We start from the raw sequence: 17933 nt of genomic DNA on the forward strand, positions 1-17933 counted from the left end.
CATCCAGCCCAGCCACCCACGCAGCCAGATCCTCATCGATCAACACAACGAAACAGACTACCGCCCAACATAACGAAGTGCGGCTGGAGTACTAGGACGACCTGTCTCGTTCTCCATCGGGACTGTTTCCCGGCAGTGTCGTCGCCCCTAGTGCACCGCGATTTCCTGGCCAGCCCGCAACGCGATCCCCCGCGCACCGAGTTCGGTGCCGGTGAGATCGGTGTCGATGGTGAATTCGCGGACCGCGCCGGGACGGAAGACCAGACATACGCTGCTTCCACCGTAGCTGAAATACCCGAGTTCTGCGCCCTTGCGCACCCTGCTGCCCACCTCGACGGACATCGAGATGGACGATATTTCGGAGATACCTATGGCGACTAGGCAGAATGTCCCGATGCCCGGATGCTCGGCATCGATGGTGATGATGGTTCTGGTGTTCACACACGACATGTAGGCCTGGGAGTACGTGCCTGCGGTCGTGTCACCCTGGAGGGCATCGACACTACTGAACATCAGCCCGGCGACGGTCTCGATCCTGGTCACGGTTCCCGCGGCCGGCGACCAGAAGCGATGATAGTTCCGGCCGTCGAGAAAGCTCTGGAATACGGTGCCTCCCTCGAACTTCCGTGAAATTCGGTCACCGTTGAGCATGTGATGAATCGAATAGGGTTGGCACTTGATCCAGAACCGATCGAAGCCCCTGACGTCCTGGGCCACTTTGTAGAGCGTGCCATCGTTGGGGGACACGATCACTCGCGAGTCGTGCGGCGCGGCGATGGGGCGCCTGTCTGTCCGGATCTGCCTGTGGAAGAAGTCGTTGAACGACGCGAAGCCCCAGTGCGTATCCGCGGGGTCGGGAATGATGTAGTCGTGCAGGTTGTTCCGCTCGTACGAGGATGCGCACAACCACCCGTTGTCACCGGTATGCAGCACATCGCGTGATTTCGGGGAGTCGAGGTACACGCACCAGCTCGCGAGGATTCGCCGCAATCCGTCGTTGAACGCCGTGTTGCGGCAGAGCACCCGGCCTGCGGGCGTCTCCATCATGTGCACGAACAGCGTCGAGACCGGGAAGAAGTTCGACCGGCCGGGGTCCGGATCGTATTCCGGAGCGCGCGTCGACAGCAGGTCCAGTGCCCGGACCAACTCGGGGATGTCGGAGACCGCGCGGTTCGGCTCCGGCACCTCGTCCAGCATGGCCAGCGTGTACATGTGCACGATTGGGTCGCGCCACAGCAGGTCGGCGAACGCTCGCACCGGAGGGGACCACCGGCCGGGTCCGGTGCTCGCTCCGCGGAGTTCCTGCACGGTGTATGCGAGGAACGCACTGATCTCGGGACCCACATGCGGCGAGTAACCACGAAGCGGCGAAATCGATTCGGTCCGGTCCAGGTCCACGACTGTCCTTCCCGATCAGTGTGCCGGGCGCGGGAGCCGCGCGAGGTCCACCTTTCCTCCGCTGTTGCGCGGCAGTGCCGGTAGTACGACGAACTCCGACGGCATGAGGTCCGCGTCGAGTCGACGGCGCAGGTGTTCGCGAATCTCCCCGGCTGACACTGAATTCGGCCCAGCGGCGACATAGGCGACCAGGAAATCCACCAGCCCGTCGGTGCCCGCGACTCCGACCACGACGCAGTCGACGACGGCCGGATGCTCGATCGCCGCGGATTCTATCTCCGTCGGCTCCACGCGCGTCCCGCGGAGTTTGACCTGGCGATCTGCGCGACCACACCATTCGAGGAGGCCGTCATTGCGCCACCGGCCCAGGTCACCGGTCCGGTAGCACCGGAGGGCCTCCGCCACGCCGTGCAGGGACAAGGGGCCGAACCTCGCCGCGCCGTCCGCATCGCCGCCTGCGGCGTAGTCGTCGGGGAGGAACGGCGCACAGATGACGATCTCGCCGACGGAGCCGTCGTCGCAGAGCCGGTCGTCGCCGTCGACGACGAAGACGCGATACCCGGGAATCGCGCGGCCGACCGGCACGGTCCCGGACGATCGCGCCTCCGGCACCTCCATCCATGTCGCCAGGATGGTCTCGGTAGGCCCGTACAGATTGATCAGCCGAGTGGCCGGCAGGTTCGCCTGTAGCGCGGCCGCCAGGTCTCCCGGCAGCGGTTCACCTGTCAGGAGCAGACACGACAGTGGCGGCAGTCCACCCGACGCGCTGCCGTTGTCGAGAGCATGGAGGATTTCGCGCGTGAAACTCGGAACGGTCTGCAGAACGTGCACGTCCTCCTCGGCCAGAAAATTCACGAGCAGGCGTGCGTCGTATTTGACCTCGTCCGGCAGGGGAACGACAGTGCCGCCGGCGACGAGCGTGGCAGCGATCTCGCAGAGGCTCGCGTCGTAGTGGGTCGAAGCCCACTGGGCCCATCTCACCGGAGGCGCCAACCGGAATTCCCGAACCATCCAGCAGACCAGATCGGTGAAGGCCCGATGGGACTGTGTAACGGCCTTCGGTCGCCCGGTCGAGCCCGAGGTGAAGACCGTGTAGCAGGGTGCGTCCATATCGAACCAGGGCGGTCGAATATAATTGCTCCCCAGACTATTCAGGGCGGGACGCGAGGGGTCGAACGGCGGGACCGGTCGCCGATCCTCGGCTGCGGCCCACCCGGTGGACTCGGACGAGCAGTCCGCAGAGACGACGACAATTCCCGGGGGGGAGTCGATCAGGACCTCCCGGTCCCATCCGGTCGACGACACCGCCAGCGGCACCGTGACAGCACCGGCCCGCATCAGCGCGAGGAACACCACGACGAACTCGGGGCCGGCCCCGAGCCGGGTAGCCACTCGAGCCCCGGGCCGGATGCCCCAGTCGAGCAAGGTGCCGACGACCTGATCCGTCCAGGCGTCCAGGCGGCCGTAGGTGAGGTCGCCGACAGCCGGAGCATCGGGACGCGTCGTCGCGTGTGCACGCACGTACTCCGGAATGAATGTCGAGCGCATCCGTGCCATCTCTGACATCGTCATTGCACCGGCGCGAACGCGGGGAAACGGGGGGAAGCTGCACGACTCGGCAACGACGGGAGCAGATCGTCCACGCCCGAATCGAGAACCGTCCGGCGAACCGTGGCCAGGAACTCCGAGGCGATACCCTCGTCGTCACGAAAGGCCGGGGTCGTCTGTTCGAGGTGCTCGAGCAGACCCCGAGTACCGGGACTGAACTTCTCGATACCCACCATCGACGCGGCCTGATAACAGGCCGCGACGAGCACCGAGACGATGGTGTACACGTTATCGACGAGCGTGCACGACTTCCGGGCGGCGATCAGGCCCATGCTCACCACGTCCTGGTTCTGCCCGTTGGACGGGATCGACTTGACCGACGCCGGAGCCGCGAGGTCCAGGTTCTCCGAGGCGATACTGGTGGCCAGATACTGCGAGCCCTGTAGACCGGAGTTGAGCCCCTCGTCGCCGAAGGCCAGGAACGCGGGATAGGAACGGTTGAGGTGGGGATCGAGGATCCGGTTTACCTGCCGCTCGGCCAGCACCCCGATTTCACACACGGCGACATTGAGGAAATCGGATGCCATGGCGACATACTGGCCGTGGAAGTTGCCGCCGTGGAAAATGGTCTCGGGCGAATCGAAGATGAGCGGGTTGTCGTTGCACGAATTCAGTTCTTCCTCCACCAGACGTCGGCAATAGTCGAGAGTGTCGACTATGGGACCGACGATCTGGGGAATGCACCGCAAGGTGTACGCGTCCTGAAGATAGTCGTGAACCTTGGTCACCCGCCCGGAGTTCGCCGCCTCCGCCTGGATGAGCCGCATCACCTCAGCGTGGTCGCGGGTGAGCTCACTGCCACCGAGCAGCCCGAGGACCACCTCGGCCACCTCGCACTGCCCCGCGTGATTCTTCAGCTCGTGGCCACGCGGCTCGAATGCCCCGGTCGATCCCTGCATCACCTGCAGAAACGTTGCCGCAGCCCATAGTGCCACCCGCAGCAGGCGATGTGCCCGGACGAGCGAAACCGAGGCGACGCCGGTCATCGCGGAGGTGCCGTTGATCAGCGCAAGCCCCTCTTTGTATCCCAGCCGCGTCGGCCGCAGACCGGCGTCGGCCAGTGCCTCGGCCGCAGAGCGGATCACGCCGTTCCGGCGGACCTGCCCGGCACCGATGAGCGAGATGGCCAGATGCGCCAGCGGGGCCAGGTCACCACTGGCGCCAAGTGATCCCTGCTGCGGGACCAGCGGATGGATACCGGCGTTGAGCAGGTCGGCCATCAACCTCAGTGTCTCGGGGCGAACCCCTGAGTAGCCCCGCATCAGGCAGTTGAGCCGGGCGACCGAGATGGCCCGCACCGTCGTGTCCTCGAATAGCGGGCCGCCACCGGCCGCGTGGGTACGCAAAAGGTTGCCCTGCAGCGCCGTCTCGAACTGTGGTGGGATGCTTCTGGTGACCATCTCGCCGAACCCCGTCGTAACACCGTAGATCGGATGCCCTTCGGCGCCCCATCGCTGGATCCGTCGATGCGTGGCGTCGACCATCGCGAGCTGATCGGCGTCGAGCTCCACCGGCTCTCGGTTGACGGCGATGTCGTAGACATCGTCAACGGTCAATTCGCTGCCCCGAATCAGCATGCAATGCTCCTTGAAATCCCCTTGAATACCCACGGCCGCAGCATGCTTCGTTTCCGAGTCGCGGTGACCGCGCTGAGAGAAGCCTGACACGGCGGCCGGGGCCGCCGGTATCAGCCAATCGGCCTATACCCCGGGCGGAGCCGTCCTCGACCCGGCCTGGGTGACAACGAACTCGGTGAGCTCGAGAGCTGGTTCGGGCTTCCGTCGGCTTCGGTCGGGGCACCGCGATCAGAAAGCGTATCCAGGACGAGGACGTTCTCGATGACGATGTAGAAGTCGGCGTCAGATGTGGATGTCCGGCGCGAGTCCGTGAATCTGCTGCACCCAGAACTCGAGACCGCCATCCCGAGCGCATCGGCGATTTTCGGATCAAGCAGGGGCGCGGCTCGGCACGGGGACTCCGAGCGCCTGGGCCCACAGTTGGGTCAAAGTGCGGAGCGCGTCTTCTTCGTCGAAGTCCACATCATGAATGAACCACATCTGCATGAAGTTCTCGACCATTCCGCCGAGTGCGGCAGCAGCAATCCGGGCGTTCAGGCCGGCATCGATTACGCCTGACTCCTGGAGCTTGGTGATTTCCGCCTCATTGCGACGTATAAAGAGGCCACGCATTTGGATCTTCAATTCCAGGAAGTTCGAATCACGTATGGCCATTTCCTCGATGACTGCTAGCAGCCCCGCGTTTCTCTTGGCGGCGGCGAAATATTGACGGTTAGCCGCTTCGATCTTGGCCAGTGAATCGTGGGGTGTATCACGGCGTATTCGCGAGGCCGCGAACTGTTCACCGGCCACGCCGATGAACAGTTCGTTCAGCACTGCTTCTTTGCAGTCAAAATAATGATAGAAGGTGCCGTATGACGTATTGGATCTCTCGGCGATGTCGGAAATTCGGGTTCCCGGAATCCGCGCTCTTCGAAGAGGCTGCGTGACGCCTCGATCAGAGCGCTTCGGGTGCGTCTCCCGCGCGCAGTGTTGGGTGTCTCCTTCTGGACTGGCCGACGCTGTAAAACCTGCAGGTGCGAGGCGGTTGCGGACCCTGGCAGCTTCGGGCCGGAGACCGAAAACGCGGAACGGACATCAGCGAGCATCGACTGCCAGTCATTGTGTTGGGCGGTGATGAACTGCCGCCGGTCATCGATCCAAGCAAGTAGCTCCACTACGGCTGCGGTGAGTGCCATCGCCTCGACGTAGACGGTGCATCGCCCGCCCAGTACGGCGACCATACCGGTTGTCGAGCGTTGCGTTGCTCGCCTCGAGCGCGGTGGGCGTCTGGATGGTGTGGTTCATCCACTTGCCCCGCGCCGAACGCCATAGTGGCACTGTCTCCTGGATGTCCTTCTGCTGATCCTCGGGCAGGCTCTTATCACGCCCTCCAACAATGCGGGAGAACCTCAGGTCATGTCAGGGGCGCGATGGCCCACCGGGCAAGATCGTTCGTGATGGCAGCTACGTGGTTGGGTTCGAATGTGGCCGCCGTGACGGACAACTCGGCGACGCGATCGGTGCGGAAACCCCGCACGCCTTCGCGTGTTCTGCACCATCCGACGAGGTACCAGAAGCCACCTCCTTCGAGCGTGGTGTACGGCTCGACGAGTCGGGGAGCTGGGTCGTTCTCGTAAAGGATCTTCACGAGGGCGCGGTCGCGGACGGCATCGAGCCAGGCGGCGGTTCTCTGTGCCTGCTGCGTGACTACCGTCATGACGACAGGCCCAGCCGTGGCTGCGGCTTTGACCGGTTCGGGCAGAGCCGCGCGGAGCTTGTCGAGTGCAGTTCGGGCGTGCGGGGCAAGCGGTGAGCGATCCATCAGCCCGAGGGCTGCGACACAGGCCGCCGCCTCTTTGGCAGTGAGCTGCACGGGCGGCAGCGAGTACTCGGGCAGGATCGCGTACCCGCCGGTGCGGCCCGGAGATCCGTAGATGGGAACGCCGGCGTCGTTCAGGGAACGAAGGTCACGCTCGATCGTTCGCCGGCTCACCCTGAACCGGTCCGCGAGGACGGCCGCAGACACGGGACGGGGCGAGTGGACTCGCAGGTGGTTGGTGATCGCGTGGAGGCGTTCGAGACGGCGCACATGCTTATCCTGCCGTCCCGGGAGCGAGTTGATGAGGCTCAGAGACCCATGGGGCGTTCTGCGGTCACCGAGTGAACGTTGGTGATGCCGACCTCGTCGTAAGCGAAGGTGTCGATGCCGCCCACGCGCAGGTCACCCATCGACGCGTTCCAGACGCAGTAGCCCCAGTCTTCCGTCGTCCGGGCTTCGACGACGCTGTAGGTGAGGCCTGGGCGAGTCGACCGGAAGTCTCCGATGAGGTCGGCAAGTTCTCGGGGCGTGTCGACCTTGTCGCCGAGCGCACCGATCGCTCGTCCGCCGAACCGAACTCGAACGGTCGACGCGCAGATGCGGCTCGCCTGGGCAAGGTCGCCATTCCACAGGTCCGTCCAGCCGGTAAGCAGGACAGCGCGCGGGCCCTGGGGGGTGGTGTTGTTGTGTTCCATGAGGGTCACCATGACAGCCCCAAGCGACAACGGACTGTCGGTGTTTCCACGCTGTGGCTCGATCAACGTCTCCGGTCAGCACAGCTAGGCGTCGGTAAATCGTTCTTGGGCACTCGGTCATCCGGGCCGGAAGTGGCAGGGCCTCACCAGCACCGCCGTGGCCAAGGAATGTGTCGAGATCGCCTCGCCCATCCGGTGTAGCGGCTGGCTAGACGGTATCCAGGCCGGCTTCCTCGATCCAGCGCGCCAGCAGGCTCAGCGCGCACAACCGCTCCAGCGCGGACTGCTCGTCCAGTTCCACCTCGTCGTTGGGCAAGTGCCCGATCGGGTTTCGGATCGCCGCGAAGCAACCTGCTCCGTCGCGCAACCATGGTTTCGAGACGGAAGGCGGTCCCGCGCAGTGCAACCAGAAGTCCTGGTTATGCCCTGCGGAGGTGACAGGTCGGGCGAACGCAAGCTACTCATGCCGAATTGCGTGCACCGCGTCTTGTCCCGGGTCTGTAACCCCAGCGGTGCGTGGCTGCGGGGCCGCGAACGTGACGGGTGTCACTTCGTGTCAGATCCGGGTGGTGTGGCGTGTCTCGAGGGCATGACTGATTTCAACGCCATCACCAAAGTGGTCGTCATCGGCGGCGGTTACGCCGGTGCCGTAGCGGCCAATCGGCTGCGGCTGCGTCGGGATATCGAGATCACGCTGGTCAATCCGCGCCCCCAGTTCGTCGAGCGCATGCGGTTGCACCAGTTCGTGGCCGGTACCCACGAGGCCGCTATCGGCTACGACACGCTGCTCGGCGCGGGTGTGCGGTTCGTCGTGGATCGTGCCGTCCGCATCGATACCGCCGCTCGCACGGTGGAACTGAGTTCGGGGCGCGCGCTTGGATACGACTATGTGGTCTACGCGGTCGGCAGCACCGCCACGGTGCCCGCGTCGGTACCTGGTGCGGCCGAGTTCGCCTATCCAATCGCCGAATACGAACACGCCCAGCGGCTGCGCGCCGCGCTGGGGGAGGCACCCGTGGAGGCGCCGATCGTCGTGGTCGGCGGCGGGCTGACCGGAATCGAGACCGCCGCCGAACTCGTCGAGCAGGGCCGCACCGTCACGATCGTGAGTGGCGATAGGTTGGCGGCGAACTTCTCGAATCCGGCGCGGCGGTCGGTGACGAGGTGGCTGGCCGGGAATGGAGGCGATGTGCGCGAGGAGGTGCGAGTGCGCGAGGTGCGACGCGACGGGGTCGTATTGGCCGACGGCGATGTGCTGCCCAGTGCGCTCACGATATGGACCGCCGGATTCGGGGTGCCCGAGCTGGCCTCGCGCAGCGGCCTGCGCACCGACGAGCTGGGCCGGTTGCTGACCGACGAGACGCTGACCAGTATCGACGACGATCGCATCGTCGCCGCCGGGGACGCGGTCGCGCCCTCGGGGCGGCCCCTGCGGATGAGCTGCTATGCCGCCCAGCCCCTGGGCGCCCAGGCCGCCGACAACGTGCTGGCCCGCATCGCGGGATCCGAACCCAGCGTGCTGGACGTGGCGTTCGTGGCGTGCACCGTGGGCTTGGGTAGCCGCGCGGGTGTGATGCAGTTCAGCCGCCGTGACGACACACCCGTGCCGATGTACCTCGGCGGGCGCGTGGCCGGGCAGATCAAGGAGCGGGTGGGTCTCGCCGGCCCGATCGCGACCATCCGCAAGGAAGCCCGCAAGCCCGGCGCGATCCCCACCTTCATGGGCTTGGGCAGGCGCAAGGAACTGCGCGCAGCCGAACCGGACAGGACCGTGCAGCCGTGACCCCCATCGATGAACACACCGAGCGTTTCGTGCACCTGCGACCGCTGCTGTTCACCATCGCCTACGAAATCCTCGGCTCGGCGACCGAAGCCGACGATGTGCTGCAAGACAGCTATCTGCGGTGGCGAGGCGTGGACCTGACCACTGTCCGTGACACCAAATCCTATCTGGCCCAAATAGTTACCCGGCAGGCGCTGAATACCTTGCGGGCAGGTGCCAGCCGCCGCGAGGACTACGTCGGCCCGTGGTTGCCCGAGCCGCTGCTGCTCACCGACGGTGACGCCTCGAGCGACATTGTGCTCACCGAATCGGTCTCGATGGGGATGCTGGTGGTGTTGGAAACGCTCACCCCCATCGAGCGGGCGGTCTTCGTGCTGCGCGAGGTCTTCGGCTTCGACTACAACGAGATCGCCTCCGCCACAGATAAATCCATTGGCGCCGTCCATCAGACGGCGCGCCGAGCCCGCAACCACGTGCAAGCCCGGCGCAAGCGGTACGGCCCCGTCGACACCGCCCGAACGACCGCGGTCACCGAACGCTTCATCACCGCTGCGACCACCGGGGACATGGAAGGCTTGCTGTCGATGCTCGCGCCGGATATCACCTGGACCACCGATAGCGGCGGCAAGGTGACCGCACTGCCGGAACTGGTGATCGCCGGCGCCGAACGGGTGGGCGCGGTTCTCATGGCGGTCTTCCGATACGCGCAACGGCGACCGCAGGTTCGAATCGAGACAGTGAATTGCAACAGCCAACCGGCACTCGCGTGCTATATCGGCGACAAACTGGAAGCCCTTCTCGTATTCGACATCGCCGACGACAGGATCATCAACGGTTACGGAATCCGCAACCCCGACAAACTGTCCGCCCTCGGAATCCCCCGCGCAATCAGTCGCACCGAAACACCCACGACGTAACCCCACCCCGCACGCGGTGCCGACATCCCATCATGCCGCGACCAGCGCGGCCATCCGGCATGCTGAACGTCCACGGGCCGAGATCATGATGTGCTGCAAGACAGCTATCCGAGATGTCCGAGCCCGGCGATTACCTCGCCTGCACGCTCCACGAAGACCGCACCGGGCAGCACCCGACTGGCAACTCCGAACTCGTACGGCGACTGAGCCATCAGCATCACGAAAACCGGAGGCCAAAACGCCCTTACGCTCCTGGCCTTCGGAGCTTCCGGATCGCCGCTGTGTTGCCGCGGTCGACCTCAGCCGCGATCAGCGACGCTCCGGTGATAATACGCATCCCTGCGACTCACACGCAGAAATACTGACGGCATCGTGTAGTGGACTGTCGCGAGTTGCCGAGGCGGAGACCTTGTCAGCTACCGGCTCCGGCTGGGCAGCACGGCGGTGAGGGCGAGTAATCCGAAGGCGACGACCGCGGACGCCGTCCGGACGGCGTGGGCGATCTGCCAGCGGTCCCGCACAGCCGACCACTCGGCGGGCGGGGACTGCACATTCCAGTCGAGCTGGTCGGCATTGATCGGAAGGTTGACCACGATCGTTAGGCCGAACACGAACACGAGAAGACCGATCGCGGCCACCGCCAACCACCGAGTGTTCGTCCGGAAGGTCGGGTAGACCAGCAGCGTCGTGAGGACCAGGGCGGGCAGTAGCGTGAGGACGGCGAGCTTGTCGAGCGAGTGCCCAGCGGTATGATTTACGGTTACCGATACGATCGCCCGTCCTGTCATCTTTGCTGAGACGGGAACGATTACATCGCGGACACTCGACGGAGGTGGGCGCGGATATGGCACGGCGGGCAGCTGCGGAGAAAAGGCCGCGGCGTGAGCGCGGATCACTCAATCCCGAGGACATCATCGACGGCGCGTTCGAGTTGGCGGAACAGGTGTCGCTGGACAACCTCAGCATGCCGATGCTCGGCAAGCATCTGGACGTCGGCGTGACCAGTATCTACTGGTACTTCCGCAAGAAGGACGACCTGCTCAACGCCATGGCAGATCGAGCGCTGCACCAGCACGCCACGCTTTTCGTCCCCTTCATCAAGGCCGACGATTGGCAACAATCGCTGCGCGAGCACGCAAGGGAGTTGCGGAAGACGTTCCTGAGCAACCCGGTGCTCTGCGACCTGGTACTGATCAGATCCGCACTGAGCCCGGATGCTGCACGGCAGGGAGCGCGGCAGATCGAACACGTGATCGCCGAGCTCGTCGCTGCCGGGTTGTCGCTGGAGGATGCCGTCGATCTGTACTCGGCGATCCAGCTGCATGTGCGCGGATGTATCGTGCTGCAACGGCTCTCCGACAAGAACAGGGAATCGGAGTCCGGGGCGGGCGCCTACTACGACACGCTGGCAATATCGCGCGACACCACGCCCTTGTTGGCGGAAGCGAACGCGAAGGGACTGCACAGCGGCGCACCCGACGACCGGAACTTCGAGTACGGTCTCGACCGCATCCTCGAACACGCCGCAAGCCTGGTGAGGTCTCGATCGAAAGCGGAGACGAAGACGTCGCCTGCCAAGAAAGCAACGGCCAAGAAAGCAGTGGCCAAGAAAGCAGTGGCGACAAAGCCGGCAGCCGAGAAAGCAGCGGCGACCAAGGCGGCGGCACCGAAGTCGTCGACATCGCGCCGCTCCGCCAGAGCCTCCACGGCGAGATAATTGGAGAGCCTCAACCCTCGGTGGGACAATTCTGCGACGAGTACCAGCCCGCCGGGTTCACCGTCTGCGACCTGAGGATATGCGGCGGGGATTCGGCAATGCGCGTGACGGCGTCGCCGTTGGCCACGCACTCTGGGCGACAACTTCGGCGGATTCATCGGGTCAGCCATGTGGTCTCGCAGGGCAGTCGCGAGGCGACCGCGATGCGGTCGGCGAGTACGTGGAGTGAAACTTCCGGATTGTGACTGTTGTTCCATTGTCCGAGCAGGTTCTCCGCTGCTGTCCGGCATGCGAGATAGTCGAACACCATCGAGTTGTAGCGAAACCGTATGCATAGATCCGGCTCGCCGGGCCGGGGGGAGATGTCGCTGTGTCCGTCCACGATTCCTCACTCGAAGAGGGGGTGGCTTGCTTGCATTGGTAGACGCATGAGATCGCCTCCGCGATGGGGTGACGCCCGTCCTTATGCGACGGCTCGCCGGTCAACCTGCTAAAAAAGATACTGTAAGTCAAACAGTAGTCGACGGCGTGTGTGGTGCTGGCTGTGGTCGGTGTCGGATTCGCGCTGGCGATACCGCACTACAGCTGGCAGCTGTTCGCCGGATTGAGTGCGGTCTTCGGCATCGGGTTCGCCTTCTTCTATGCTGCGGCCGCGATCCTGATGGTCGACGCACTGCCCGAGGAGCAGCAGGGAATCGGGTCGGGCATGCTCGGCGTCACTATGAGCCTGGGCGGTGCGATAGGTACGGCCATCATGGCCGCGTTCCAATCCGCGAATCCGGTGGTAGCCCATATCGATGCGGTGGGGCGGTCGGTGGTTCAGCCGATCCCGCAAGTCTTCGCCGATCGCGCCTATGTGCACACCTTCTGGGTGATGGCGGCGGCGGTGTCGGTCGCGCTCGTAATCGCGGTGATCATGAAGCACGGCCGCAAGCCCAGTACCGCCGGTGTCGTCGTCGATCAGCCGAACGAATAGCAGGGGTTCGCCCGCGGAAGGCGAACGGGTTCGCCGCGGCTGCCGACGCCCGTCGGCGAGGTTCCAGTAGCACCGTGGTCGAGACGTGCGAATCCGCGCACTGTGACGTTACATACTGTAATAGCAACAGTAAGGAATTCGATCCTGTTCTCGGCGAAGGTGTAGGTCGATGATGGAATACAACAGTGACAGGTCCTCGTGGTTCGCGGCCTCGCGTCCGTCATCGACCGTGCCGCGCGGTGCGGCCGCGGAGCGGGGGGTCCGCGTCCTCGGCGAACTGGTTCACACGACCATCCGGGACCTGCTGAACTACTTCGCGAAGTGCCCCCGTTGCGGCTATGCGGTCCAAGCATCGGAGACGACGCGGGCTTTCTCCCGCGGCCTGGTGGAGCACGGGATATTCCTGACGTGTGGACTTCCCTGCGGATGGAGTCATTCGTCGCGGGGTTCGCCTGTCCGAAAGGCATCGTCAGGCCGCCGAAGCGGTCGTCGCCCCGTATGGGCTCGCCAGGACGGAATGGGCGATCATCGAGGACTTGATGCGCCGAATGGCGCTGCGCAGTGTTGTTTCCGCGCTCTTCGCGGCGATTCGACTATTGCTCCGGCTGTTCGGGCGGCAGTTTCGTCCGCGGCCGATCGTTGATGCGATCATCCGGCTGTCCGCCGGTGGTGACCGTTGCGGATTGCGGCGATCCGGCCTGACATGGCGCCGCCTGATTCGGCGTCATGCGCACGGGACCTGTGGTAGCCCCACACATCGAGACAGGCGTCACCGATCCGGCCGGCATCGAAGCGCTTGCGGGAATGTCGCAGCTGACCGGCATACCGATACGGGTGCGGGGCTGCGACGGCGGCGCACAGGTGGAGGAGGGCGGACGGAAGTCCGACGCAACGGGTGCCGCCGACCGCGGAGTGGCCGGGTGAGCCACTGGATCGCACAGACCGGACGTGGCCGTCCTTCGGTCACAGTACCGGCGGCGCCTTCGCGAGCAGGGTGCGACGGACGACTTCGGCCGATGCGTCGCGGAGGGCTTGTCGCAAGGGGACGTGCAGCAGGACGAGGTCGGCCGGTGCGCCGGGCCGGATCCGGCGAGGGGGACCGCCCGGATCATCGAGAGGAGCGAGGTATGCCGCGAGTGCTTGTGCGGGAGTGAGGCATTCGGATGTGTTGATCGTGGCTCCGGTTTCGGTGGCCCGGCGGGTGGCCGCCGCGATCACCTCCCAGGGATCGAGAGGCCCGTACGGGGCGTCACTGGACAATGCCAGGGGAACGCCCGCGTCGAGCAGGGTCCGGCAGCGGTACAGGTCGTCGCGGTCGCCGGATTCGACGTGGTCGAGGTAGTAGTCGCCGCGGTGGGCGAGAAATCCCGGTTGTGTCACCACCCGCAGTCCGTGCCGGTGTAGCTCGGAGAGGGTGTCGGCGGCGACGAGGGCCGCGTGTTCGACGCGGTCGCCGGGACGATCACCCGCGACGTCGAGGGCCGCCAGCAGGAGCAGCAGCGCTTCGCGGCTGACGCAGTGGACCGCCACGCCGCGTCGGTGCCGGTGGGCCAGGCGAATACGCTCGACCAGGTCGTCGAGCATCGGGAGTCCGGAGTCGGCGATGACGATCTTGTACGGACCGACGCCGAGGCGCTCGGGCAGCGATCGGCCCTCATCGAGCGGGACGCCGAGCAGATGCACCCGCTGTGGCAGATCGCCGTCGGAGACCGCCGCTGCCAGCGCGGACAACGAGCGCGAGGACAGGTCGGGCGTCGCGTCGGTGACTCCGGTGATGCCGTATCCGGCGAGTGTGGCGCCGAGCGAGTCCAGGCGTGGTGGCGCGGTGCGCGGGAGCCGGGTGCGCAACCAGCTGTCCGCGCGCCAGATCCGGCCGGTCGGGACGCCGTCGGCGGCGCGTTCGACGCCGGGATGCGTGGCGTCGGCGAGGCCCGTCGCGGCGAGCGCGGCGGAGTTCAGGATCCACATCGCGCCGCTGCGGTGCTGTACGCGCACCGGACGCGCCGCGTGCAGCGCGTCGAGGCTGGTGGCGTCGAGATCGCCCGCGACGGTGTCGATATACCCGACCCCGCGCACCCAGCCGTGTTCGTCGCCCGGCGCTGTGGCGAGCGCGGCGGCCAGCGCCGCGCGTTCGAGGACGGCGGGCGGCCCGCAACGGACCGAGGCCGCGTCGGCGGCAGTCGCGTGCAGATGCAGGTGGTGGTCGTGCAATCCGGGGATCACCGCCCCGCCACGCGCCTCGATCACTTCCGCGACCCCGCGCGTGGACAGCGAACGCCCGATTTCCTCGATCCGGCCGTCGCGCACGCGCAGATCCAATCCGGGGATGCCGTCGATCTGCGCGTCGCGCAGGACGATGGCGGTCATGGCTTCGGAATACCTAGCGACCCGAGCACCCGTGCGGTGTCAGCGCCCGGGGCGGCGGCGGGCCCTGGCGGTGTTCGGGAAGCGGGCTGCACGACCGGAATCAGGCCCGCGCCGGAGTCGACGAACCAGCTCTCGCCGCGGCGCAGCGCCCGAGGAACAGGGTCGCAGGTGAGGGTGGTGGCGACGACGTCGGTCATCGAGATGTCCCATAGCACTCCGGATCCATCGGCCGGGGCCGACATGGCGAACGCGGCCGCGGTGAGACCGGTGAGCGGATCAGCTATGGCGTCTCCGACGAAAGCCGGTGTGCCCGTACCGTATTCCCGGGCGATCAGACCGGCGGCCGCGGCGATGTCGTCGCCGAACCCGACGCGGTTGGAGTGCCGGCCCGCGGCGGTGATCGACACCCACACCGCTCCCCGGGCGACCGCGGTGGCGGCGTCGAGCCCGAAATTGGCCAGCGCTCGGGGACGGGACGCTTCGATGACGATGTCGGCGGCGTCCACGAGGCCGCGCAGAGCCCGCCGTCCGGCCGGGTCGGTGGGATCTAGGACGACCGATTCGTGCCCGTGGTGCAGTAGGGCGTAGAAAGCCGGGTTTCCGCGCCGTGCGCCGTCGGGACGCTGCGGGGTCTCGACTCTGATCACGCGTGCGCCCGCCAAGCCCAGCAGGTGGGCGCACAGCGGACCCGCCCACAAGGAGCTGAAGTCGACGACCAGCAGGTCCTCGACCGGCCGGGGAATCAAAGATGCGAGAGAGTCCGCGCGTTCGCCGGGCAGTTCCAGCCCCGCCGGCGCGCCGGGCAGTTCGGGGCGTTCGGCACACACCGGCCCCGCCGCGCCGCCAGGCAGTTCCGCGCCTTCGGTACGCACCGGCCCCGCTGCCACGCCGAGCAGCTCCGCGCGTTCAGCGAGTTGCGCGCCGGGGTGATTGCGCACCCACTCCGCGACCGCGGGCCACGGGTCCTCGGCGTCGATCGTCTCACCGATCAGCGCGCCGAGCAGCAGCGGATCGTCGGGACGGGCGCAGGAGACCGCGGCCCAACCGTCGGCCGTGGGCAGCAACCGGCATCGGCCGCCCGCCGACACGGTTCCACGGCGGTGCAGGTTGTTGAGTGCCGCGCGTTCGGCCAGCAGACGCGCACCGTCGAGGGCGAGCGCGGGCCCCGCGACCGCGGCGATCCACGACGTCAGCTCGCGGGCACGGCTGGCCGCCCGCCCCGGCGGCACCAAGACCGGCCCGTCCGGGTGGCCGGTCACCGCGACCACTCCGCTTTCGGCCCAGTCCACCACGCAGGAGCCGGCCGCCGGCGGCGTTGTAGCGTGCACCGCTCGATCCTAGAACCGCCGGCCGCTGCCGTCGGTCACGACCGCGGGCCGGGAGGTCCGGCATGAATCGCGCGGACCGCGTGTCACTATTGCGCGGTGAGCCGTGATGCCCCTGATCTGGCACCGGAGGCCCTGGACCTGGCTATCAGCCCGGACGGTACGCCCGAGAACCCGATACTGGTCGTTCCACTCGATGCGTGGCAGGAGGAGGCGCCCGAGCGGATCGAGCGGCTGGCCCGGTCCCTGGCCGGTTCGCTGCGGCTGACGATCGGGATCTTGCGTGACGCGGCGACGCCGAGTCTCGCACCACTGCTGCGCTCGGTCACGCTGACCTTGGCTCGCACCGCCGACCCGGCGGCGACAATCGTCGACCGTCCCGATCCGGATGCCGCACTGGAGCAACTCCAAGAAGCCGTGCGGCGGAACCCACGTGCCAGTGTGGCGCTGGGCCGTCTGCTGCGGCAGACGACGGCGCCGGACACGGCCGCGGGACTGGCCGCGGAGGCCGCGGTCTACTCGATGCTGCTGACGGGCAGCGAGTTCAGGCGGTGGCTCGCCGCACGGGGCGGCCCGAAGCCGGTGGCCTTTCCGGACCGCTCGCTTGTGCGTATGGACCGCGACGGCGATCTGCTGTCGGTGGTGCTCGACCATCCGGAGCGCCGCAATGCTCTGAGTTTTCGCCTGCGCGAAGAACTTTTGGAGGCCGTGCGACTGGCCGAGCTGGATCCGGCTATCGGCCGGGTGCAGTTGCGCGGCACCGGGCCGGTGTTCTGCAGCGGCGGCGATCTCGACGAGTTCGGCACCGCCACCGACGTGGTGGCCGCCTATCTGGTCCGCCTGGAACGCGCGCCATGGCGGATCATCGACCGGCTGCGCGACCGGGTCACCGCGCACGTCCAGGGAGCGTGCATCGGTGCGGGCATCGAGATGGCGGCCTTCGCCGGAAGGCTGGTCGCGACGCCGGAAACGTTCTACCGCCTGCCCGAGATCGAGATGGGCTTGGTGCCCGGGGCAGGAGGCACCGTCAGCATCCCCCGCCGCATCGGACGCTGGCGCGCGGCGTGGATGATGCTGACCGGCGAGCGCATCGACACGACTACCGCGTTGCGATGGAAACTGATCGACGCCGTAGTAGACGACCCCGTTTCGTAAAGCTCTTCGAGGTATGCGCGCCTCCGCGCAGTCCGCTGAGATTTATGGGCTCGGTGTGAGTCGCGGGGCTCTTGCTGCCAGATAGTCGTCCACGAGTCGCGCGCACGCCGCGCGGTCGGCCGATCCGATACCGATGAGGACAACGAAGACGATCGGTCCGAGCAACCGGGACGACGTCGATGGCGCCTCGTGCGGCATCGAGGCGGCAGCGGTAGGTGAAGCGCCGCCGTAGCCGAGCAGTTCGTCGAAGGGCGCGACGCAGTTCTCGATGAACCGGCGTCGAAGGGATTCGCGCGCGGCGTGAGACGTTCCGGTCCGGATTCAAAACGGCATCGTTGTACAGCCCGCAGGTCACATCCCAGACCGGCACGGTGCGGGTGCATCTCGCGCCGCCACGCGCGGCGCGAACCCTGGAACACCGTGGTCGCCGGAGCTCAGCCGCTGGGCAGCGTCGCGCATCCGCCCGCCACCGCGGTCACCGACGAGGAGAAGTGGGCCTACCGGGTGACCCAGGGCCGGTTCCCGGCCGGTGTGCGCGCGCGTCTGGTCGGTGACGACGGCGTGGTGCCCAACGACGGTGTGTCGCTGGGCGAGCTGGAAGTGCGCGGTCCGTG

15 protein-coding genes and 1 pseudogene are annotated in these 17933 nt (G+C 66.5%); 6 read left to right on the top strand and 10 right to left on the bottom strand.

Annotation, left to right across the window (positions count from 1 at the left end; genetic code table 11):
* Positions 1–147: 147 nt before the first annotated feature.
* From ABZ420_RS34840 to ABZ420_RS34870, 7 genes are all read right to left on the bottom strand, one after another.
* Positions 148–1398, bottom strand: a complete 1251-nt coding sequence (locus ABZ420_RS34840; RefSeq protein WP_357132124.1) for a phophatidylserine decarboxylase associated domain-containing protein — start codon at positions 1396–1398, stop codon at positions 148–150.
* Between the two features lie 15 nt (positions 1399–1413).
* On the bottom strand, positions 1414–2955 hold the full coding sequence (locus ABZ420_RS34845) for an AMP-binding protein (protein ID WP_357132127.1): 1542 nt from the start codon (positions 2953–2955) through the stop codon (positions 1414–1416).
* 11 nt (positions 2956–2966) lie between these two features.
* Positions 2967–4673: a tyrosine 2,3-aminomutase gene (cmdF, locus tag ABZ420_RS34850; RefSeq protein ID WP_357132130.1), complete on the bottom strand. Its 1707-nt coding sequence runs from the start codon at positions 4671–4673 to the stop codon at positions 2967–2969.
* A 279-nt stretch (positions 4674–4952) separates the two neighbouring features.
* The gene (locus ABZ420_RS34855; protein WP_357132164.1) at positions 4953–5486 is read right to left on the bottom strand and encodes a TetR/AcrR family transcriptional regulator; all 534 of its coding nucleotides are present in this window, start codon (positions 5484–5486) and stop codon (positions 4953–4955) included.
* A gap of 493 nt (positions 5487–5979) precedes the next feature.
* A complete protein-coding gene (locus ABZ420_RS34860) occupies positions 5980–6654 on the bottom strand; it encodes a WYL domain-containing protein (protein ID WP_357132132.1) in 675 nt (224 codons plus the stop codon).
* A gap of 38 nt (positions 6655–6692) precedes the next feature.
* Positions 6693–7079, bottom strand: coding sequence for a hypothetical protein (locus ABZ420_RS34865; RefSeq protein WP_357132135.1), 387 nt, complete (start codon positions 7077–7079; stop codon positions 6693–6695).
* A 208-nt stretch (positions 7080–7287) separates the two neighbouring features.
* Entirely contained in the window at positions 7288–7485 is a 198-nt protein-coding gene (locus ABZ420_RS34870) for a TIGR02391 family protein (RefSeq protein WP_357132138.1), read from the bottom strand.
* Positions 7486–7668: 183 nt separating this feature from the next.
* On the opposite strand from ABZ420_RS34870, the gene ABZ420_RS34875 reads away from it, so the two are divergent.
* Both ABZ420_RS34875 and sigJ read left to right on the top strand, forming a co-directional pair.
* Positions 7669–8862 carry an FAD-dependent oxidoreductase gene (locus ABZ420_RS34875; RefSeq protein WP_357132141.1) on the top strand — a complete coding sequence of 398 codons (1194 nt, stop codon included), beginning with the start codon at positions 7669–7671 and terminating at the stop codon, positions 8860–8862.
* Entirely contained in the window at positions 8859–9779 is a 921-nt protein-coding gene (gene sigJ, locus ABZ420_RS34880) for an RNA polymerase sigma factor SigJ (protein WP_357132143.1), read from the top strand. Before ABZ420_RS34875 ends, sigJ begins: the two co-directional genes overlap by 4 nt.
* Before the next feature lie 416 nt (positions 9780–10195).
* Here sigJ and ABZ420_RS34885 read toward each other — a convergent pair whose 3' ends face one another.
* A complete protein-coding gene (locus ABZ420_RS34885) occupies positions 10196–10567 on the bottom strand; it encodes a DUF1772 domain-containing protein (RefSeq protein ID WP_357132146.1) in 372 nt (123 codons plus the stop codon).
* Between the two features lie 56 nt (positions 10568–10623).
* Here ABZ420_RS34885 and ABZ420_RS34890 point away from each other — a divergent pair, with 56 nt between their 5' ends.
* Positions 10624–11496 carry a TetR/AcrR family transcriptional regulator C-terminal domain-containing protein gene (locus ABZ420_RS34890; protein WP_357132149.1) on the top strand — a complete coding sequence of 291 codons (873 nt, stop codon included), beginning with the start codon at positions 10624–10626 and terminating at the stop codon, positions 11494–11496.
* A gap of 535 nt (positions 11497–12031) precedes the next feature.
* Positions 12032–12472: a hypothetical protein gene (locus tag ABZ420_RS34895; protein ID WP_357132152.1), complete on the top strand. Its 441-nt coding sequence runs from the start codon at positions 12032–12034 to the stop codon at positions 12470–12472.
* A 963-nt stretch (positions 12473–13435) separates the two neighbouring features.
* On the opposite strand, the gene ABZ420_RS34900 is transcribed toward ABZ420_RS34895, so the two are convergent.
* Positions 13436–14839 carry an amidohydrolase family protein gene (locus ABZ420_RS34900; RefSeq protein ID WP_357132155.1) on the bottom strand — a complete coding sequence of 468 codons (1404 nt, stop codon included), beginning with the start codon at positions 14837–14839 and terminating at the stop codon, positions 13436–13438.
* Positions 14836–16167 carry a CoA transferase gene (locus ABZ420_RS34905; protein ID WP_357132158.1) on the bottom strand — a complete coding sequence of 444 codons (1332 nt, stop codon included), beginning with the start codon at positions 16165–16167 and terminating at the stop codon, positions 14836–14838. Before ABZ420_RS34905 ends, ABZ420_RS34900 begins: the two co-directional genes overlap by 4 nt.
* Before the next feature lie 96 nt (positions 16168–16263).
* Between ABZ420_RS34905 and ABZ420_RS34910 the strand changes: the two genes are divergently transcribed.
* On the top strand, positions 16264–17319 hold the full coding sequence (locus ABZ420_RS34910) for an enoyl-CoA hydratase/isomerase family protein (protein WP_357132161.1): 1056 nt from the start codon (positions 16264–16266) through the stop codon (positions 17317–17319).
* Between the two features lie 438 nt (positions 17320–17757).
* Positions 17758–17933: pseudogene (locus ABZ420_RS34915) on the top strand (fatty acid--CoA ligase); the annotation flags it as partial.

The sequence above is a fragment of the Nocardia sp. NPDC005745 genome, assembly GCF_040630775.1.
Classification (GTDB): Bacteria; Actinomycetota; Actinomycetes; order Mycobacteriales; family Mycobacteriaceae; genus Nocardia.

Excerpts from the sequence above, each read along its gene's own strand:
- ABZ420_RS34875 (WP_357132141.1), top strand. The coding sequence starts at position 7,669 with ATGACTGATTTCAACGCCATCACCAAAGTGGTCGTCATCGGCGGCGGT.
- ABZ420_RS34890 (WP_357132149.1), top strand. The coding sequence starts at position 10,624 with ATGGCACGGCGGGCAGCTGCGGAGAAAAGGCCGCGGCGTGAGCGCGGA.
- ABZ420_RS34885 (WP_357132146.1), bottom strand. The coding sequence starts at position 10,567 with ATGACAGGACGGGCGATCGTATCGGTAACCGTAAATCATACCGCTGGG.
- ABZ420_RS34900 (WP_357132155.1), bottom strand. The coding sequence starts at position 14,839 with ATGACCGCCATCGTCCTGCGCGACGCGCAGATCGACGGCATCCCCGGA.
- ABZ420_RS34845 (WP_357132127.1), bottom strand. The coding sequence starts at position 2,955 with ATGGCACGGATGCGCTCGACATTCATTCCGGAGTACGTGCGTGCACAC.
- ABZ420_RS34865 (WP_357132135.1), bottom strand. The coding sequence starts at position 7,079 with ATGGAACACAACAACACCACCCCCCAGGGCCCGCGCGCTGTCCTGCTT.